A 4,168-nucleotide genomic window follows, 5' to 3' on the forward strand; every position below is an offset into this window, starting at 1 on the left:
TTCGAGAATGGGACTGTCCAGACTGTGGGACTCACCATGACCGAGATATTAACGCCAGTAAAAATATTTTGGCCGCAGGGCTTGCGGTGTCAGTCTGTAGAGCGACTATAAGACCAGAATAGAGTAAATCTGTTAAGGCAGGTGCGGAACCCCGCAAGGGAAAGAAGCAGAAACCTAAATCGTGAGGTTTGGGAATCACCGTCCGTTTTACGGCGGCGAGGATGTCAAGAATTGAACAAATTTACTGGGGACTTAAGCATGATTACATCTGAAAGCACCCGCTATCTTATGGCAAGAACGAACTTAGCATTTGAGCATCCTGAACTTGCAGCCTCTCTAGGGGATGCTGCCAATGTTGGTCTTGTAAAATTGGGCTAAACGTAGGTTTGGGCGCAGTCATTGCTGCTGCAATTGCGGCGGCAGTTGCCACTGGCGGACTTGCCCTTATTCCAGAAGTTGCTGTGATTGCTGCGGCTACTGGTCTTTCAGAGGCAGTAGTGGTGGGAATTTTATCAAGTGTTGTTGGTGGTGGAGCAGCTGCTGTAGAGCTTATGATTGAAGAACTCTGTAAAGCTATGGGGGCATGTAACTAGAGACTATATAATGGTAATTCTATAGGGTAAAACTTTTGGCTTGAGGGGTGTGGCAATTTTGTATTATGAGGATTTATTTTGATATGTGCAGCTTGCAACGCCCACTTGATACCAAGACGCAAATTCGAGTTGCTGTTGAAGCTGAGGCTATTCTCAATGTCATCGCATTGTGGGAAGCTGGGCAATTTGAGTTAGTTTCTTCACAAGCCTTAATGTTTGAAGCTGAACAAATTACGCCTTCTCCAAGGAAAGCATATATTTTAGAAGCGTTATCGAAGGCAGACTTATTTCTCCAACCAAATAAGCAAATTGAAGAACGAGCGCAAGTATTTGTCAACTCAGGTATCAAACCACTTGATGCATTGCATTTGGCTTTTTCAGTTGAGGCAGAAGCAGATTATTTCTGCACATGCGACGACAGATTTTTGAGACGAGCTAAGGAAGTTGATACTTTGCAAACCAAAGTTGTTTCTCCTCTTGAACTGATTACGGAGCTATCGCAATGAGCAGTCAAACAAAGTCCTTGCACGAAATTACGCAACAAGCAATCCAAGTCCTATCTAAAGAAATTGGCATTGCAAGTACAGTACGTTTTCTAAATCAGTTTTCAACTGGGTATGGAAACTATACAGAAGAACGCGAAAGTCTATTCAAAGACTTAACACTAGATGAGATTTTGAAGCGTATGCAAGACACCTAACAATTCAAATTCAGCGGAAGGTCAGGAGATATTGGTGCTGAGTTAGAGGTCTGCTGCCGCCGCTGATTTGAGCCGTTATACTGAATCGGTTTTTAATAGCATGATTCACTCCCAATCCCACTGGAAAAACCCGCTCCCTTTTCCCTACTTTCCACTCCTCCATACCTGTTAAACGGGATTTGGTATCAGAGCGATCGCTAGATTAAGGGTTAAGTAATGTTAAGATCATAATTCTTCATGAAGAAAGCGCATGATCGCCGAGTAACTGTAGCTAAAAATACCAAATTTTGCCCCAGTCACAATACAGTAGGGATCAAGCGCATTCGATCGAAGCAAGAATTTTCTCCCCAGTATCTATGAATCAATCAGAAAGTTGCGGTAAGGTCTATCTCGTCGGTGCGGGTCCCGGAGATCCCGGTTTGTTGACCTTAAAAGCGAAAGTTCTCCTAGAAAATGCCGATGTTGTCCTCTATGATGCCCTAGTTAGCCCCTCGATTCTAGCCATGATTAACCACCGGGCCGAACAAATCCATGCGGGTAAGCGTCGCGGTCGTCATTCTCTAGTACAGGAGGAAATCACCGCTTTACTGATCGAGAAGGCCCAGACTAATGCTGTGGTTGTTCGTCTCAAGGGGGGCGATCCCTTTGTTTTCGGTCGCGGGGGTGAAGAAATGCTCGATCTGATTGCGGCCGGAATTAGCGTCGAGATCGTGCCGGGGATCACTTCAGGAATTGCCGTGCCTGCCTACGCCGGTATTCCCCTCACCCATCGCAATTATAGTTCTTCCGTTACCTTCGTCACCGGCCACGAGATGGCGGGTAAATATCGTCCTCAAGTTAACTGGTCAGCGATCGCCCATGGTGCGGAAACAATTGTTGTTTACATGGGTGTGCATAATTTACCCTATATTATCGGCGAGTTAACCAAGGCCGGCAGAAGTCCAGAAACACCGATCGCCCTGATTCGCTGGGGAACAACACCGCAGCAACAGCAGTTAATCGGTACTTTCACTACGATTATGGACAAGATCGAAGCCACCGGCTTTGAAGCCCCTGCGATCGCTGTTATCGGGGCAGTGGTGGACCTTCACGATCTCTTGCAAGCGGGACAACCTTTGCTCTCCAGGACAATCCCCCCTACACCCATTTCTCTCTGATTCGGTTTCCATGCGTCAATATCAAAAATCCCTGACAATTGCCACCAGTCCCAAGAATTTCCATCGTCTGACTGCCCCCATAGAGGCGATCGTAGCCGAATCGGGCATAACGACGGGATTATGCAGTATATTTGTCTGTCACACCTCCGCTTCCTTGCTGATCCAAGAAAATGCCGATCCCGATGTTCTCACCGATTTGGCCAATTTCTTCGCCAAGTTAGTGCCGGAAGATAGCAGTCTCTACTATCACTCTACCGAAGGGCCAGACGATATGCCCGCTCACATTCGCTCAGTCCTAACCCAGACATCGGAACAAATCCCGATCGCTAGGGGTAAATTAGTTTTAGGGATCTGGCAAGGTATCTATCTCTGGGAACATCGTCAGAGTCGTCACCAAAGGCAAGTGGTGGTTCATATCACGGGGGTCTGAAGCGTTGCGTATAGTTTTGTAATAGAAACTTTACTCGTACCCCTCATCGGAGTAAGATTTTTTCCGTGTACGATCAAATTGTTCGCTTTTTGAACAAAGAACTTCATATTTCGTAACAAAAGGAAACAATTTATGCGAAAATTGTTCGCTCTGGCCCTGGTGCTATCTCTCTGGTTCACCTTTGCCGCTCCAGCGTCGGCTGATTTGTCTAATCTGACCCCTTGTAGCGAAAATCCCGCTTTCCTACAAAAAGCGAAGAGTTTCCGCAACACCACTCCTGACCCCGAATCGGGAGCCAAACGCGCTCAAACCTACTCCCAAGCTCTCTGTGGACCCGAAGGCTATCCTCACCTAATTGTTGATGGTCGTTGGGATCACATGGGCGATTTCTTTATCCCTAGCATCCTATTCCTGTACATTGCCGGTTGGATCGGTTGGGTTGGTCGGGCCTATTTAATCGCCGTGCGCGACAGCAAAGATGCCGAAATGAAGGAAATCATCATCGATGTTCCCCTCGCTTTGAGCAAAATGTTAACGGGGTTCCTCTGGCCGTTGGCGGCTTTACAAGAAGCCACTTCCGGTAAATTAACCGTTAAGGATTCGGAAATTACCGTTTCCCCTCGTTAATTTTTGTGTCAAACCCTTGACTTTTTATTCCCTAGGAGAACTCAGATGGAAGGACTTACTAAATTTCTCTCGTCCGCACCCGTGTTAATTATGGCGCTGCTGACTTTCACCGCCGGGATTTTAATCGAATTTAATCGCTTTTATCCCGATCTCTTATTCCACCCGCTAGGTTAAAGGCAATCTCAGGTGATTAAAGGGGATACAGAGTCCACTGTATCCCTTTTTAAGGGCAATGATCCCAGGGATTGGGGGTTAAATACAGAAGCCAAAAACCTAACTAATATTATCCAAAATTACTCATGACTTATGCTATAATCGTTCTATGAGTAAGTTAACCAGAGCGGAAGCAGCTAAATTGAAAGGTGTAAGCGTATCGACGTTAAGGCGTTGGGAGTCTGAAGGTAAACTAATTCCAGAACGGACTGCTAATGGGCATCGTCGTTATACAATTTCTCAGTTGCTTGGTTTAAAAGAGAATCTCTCTTATACTGTTGGCTATTGCCGTGTTTCTAGTCATGACCAAAAGAAAGATTTAGAACGTCAAAAAGAAGTTGTCGAATTGTTTTGCGCTCAAAACGGTTGGCAAGTTGAAATTATAGACGACTTAGGTTCAGGACTTAACTACAACAAAAAAGGATTAAAGCGATTAATTCGGTTGATT

The 4,168-nt window shown here is 45.7% G+C and carries 8 protein-coding genes and 1 pseudogene; all 9 read left to right on the forward strand.

What is annotated here, in order from left to right:
- Positions 1-185, forward strand: a pseudogene (locus O9300_RS04810) (zinc ribbon domain-containing protein); the annotation flags it as partial.
- Between the two features lie 201 nt (positions 186-386).
- Positions 387-593 carry a hypothetical protein gene (locus O9300_RS04815; RefSeq protein WP_287970355.1) on the forward strand — a complete coding sequence of 69 codons (207 nt, stop codon included), beginning with the start codon at positions 387-389 and terminating at the stop codon, positions 591-593.
- A 65-nt stretch (positions 594-658) separates the two neighbouring features.
- A complete protein-coding gene (locus tag O9300_RS04820) occupies positions 659-1,099 on the forward strand; it encodes a PIN domain-containing protein (protein ID WP_287970356.1) in 441 nt (146 codons plus the stop codon).
- Positions 1,096-1,293: a hypothetical protein gene (locus O9300_RS04825; protein ID WP_287970357.1), complete on the forward strand. Its 198-nt coding sequence runs from the start codon at positions 1,096-1,098 to the stop codon at positions 1,291-1,293. The genes O9300_RS04820 and O9300_RS04825 overlap by 4 nt, the downstream gene beginning before the upstream one ends.
- 356 nt (positions 1,294-1,649) lie before the next feature.
- Positions 1,650-2,450 (forward strand): uroporphyrinogen-III C-methyltransferase, encoded by an 801-nt coding sequence (gene cobA, locus O9300_RS04830; protein WP_287970358.1) that lies wholly within the window; start codon positions 1,650-1,652, stop codon positions 2,448-2,450.
- Positions 2,451-2,460: 10 nt separating this feature from the next.
- The gene (locus tag O9300_RS04835) at positions 2,461-2,880 is read left to right on the forward strand and encodes a secondary thiamine-phosphate synthase enzyme YjbQ (protein ID WP_287970359.1); all 420 of its coding nucleotides are present in this window, start codon (positions 2,461-2,463) and stop codon (positions 2,878-2,880) included.
- 132 nt (positions 2,881-3,012) lie between these two features.
- The gene (locus O9300_RS04840) at positions 3,013-3,507 is read left to right on the forward strand and encodes a photosystem I reaction center subunit III (protein WP_004163740.1); all 495 of its coding nucleotides are present in this window, start codon (positions 3,013-3,015) and stop codon (positions 3,505-3,507) included.
- A 45-nt stretch (positions 3,508-3,552) separates the two neighbouring features.
- Positions 3,553-3,681: a photosystem I reaction center subunit IX gene (gene psaJ / locus O9300_RS04845; protein ID WP_002738148.1), complete on the forward strand. Its 129-nt coding sequence runs from the start codon at positions 3,553-3,555 to the stop codon at positions 3,679-3,681.
- 148 nt (positions 3,682-3,829) lie between these two features.
- Positions 3,830-4,168, forward strand: a 339-nt coding sequence (locus O9300_RS04850) for an IS607 family transposase (protein WP_287970360.1), incomplete at its 3' end; no start/stop codon positions are given.

This window comes from Microcystis sp. LE19-195.1E (assembly GCF_027532095.1).
GTDB classification, from domain to species: domain Bacteria; phylum Cyanobacteriota; class Cyanobacteriia; order Cyanobacteriales; family Microcystaceae; genus Microcystis; species Microcystis aeruginosa.

What these genes read in the sequence shown, in the direction of transcription:
- O9300_RS04820 (WP_287970356.1), top strand. Translation starts at nt 659, where the DNA reads ATGAGGATTTATTTTGATATGTGCAGCTTGCAACGCCCACTTGATACC.
- O9300_RS04825 (WP_287970357.1), top strand. Translation starts at nt 1,096, where the DNA reads ATGAGCAGTCAAACAAAGTCCTTGCACGAAATTACGCAACAAGCAATC.
- cobA (WP_287970358.1), top strand. Translation starts at nt 1,650, where the DNA reads ATGAATCAATCAGAAAGTTGCGGTAAGGTCTATCTCGTCGGTGCGGGT.
- O9300_RS04835 (WP_287970359.1), top strand. Translation starts at nt 2,461, where the DNA reads ATGCGTCAATATCAAAAATCCCTGACAATTGCCACCAGTCCCAAGAAT.
- O9300_RS04840 (WP_004163740.1), top strand. Translation starts at nt 3,013, where the DNA reads ATGCGAAAATTGTTCGCTCTGGCCCTGGTGCTATCTCTCTGGTTCACC.
- psaJ (WP_002738148.1), top strand. Translation starts at nt 3,553, where the DNA reads ATGGAAGGACTTACTAAATTTCTCTCGTCCGCACCCGTGTTAATTATG.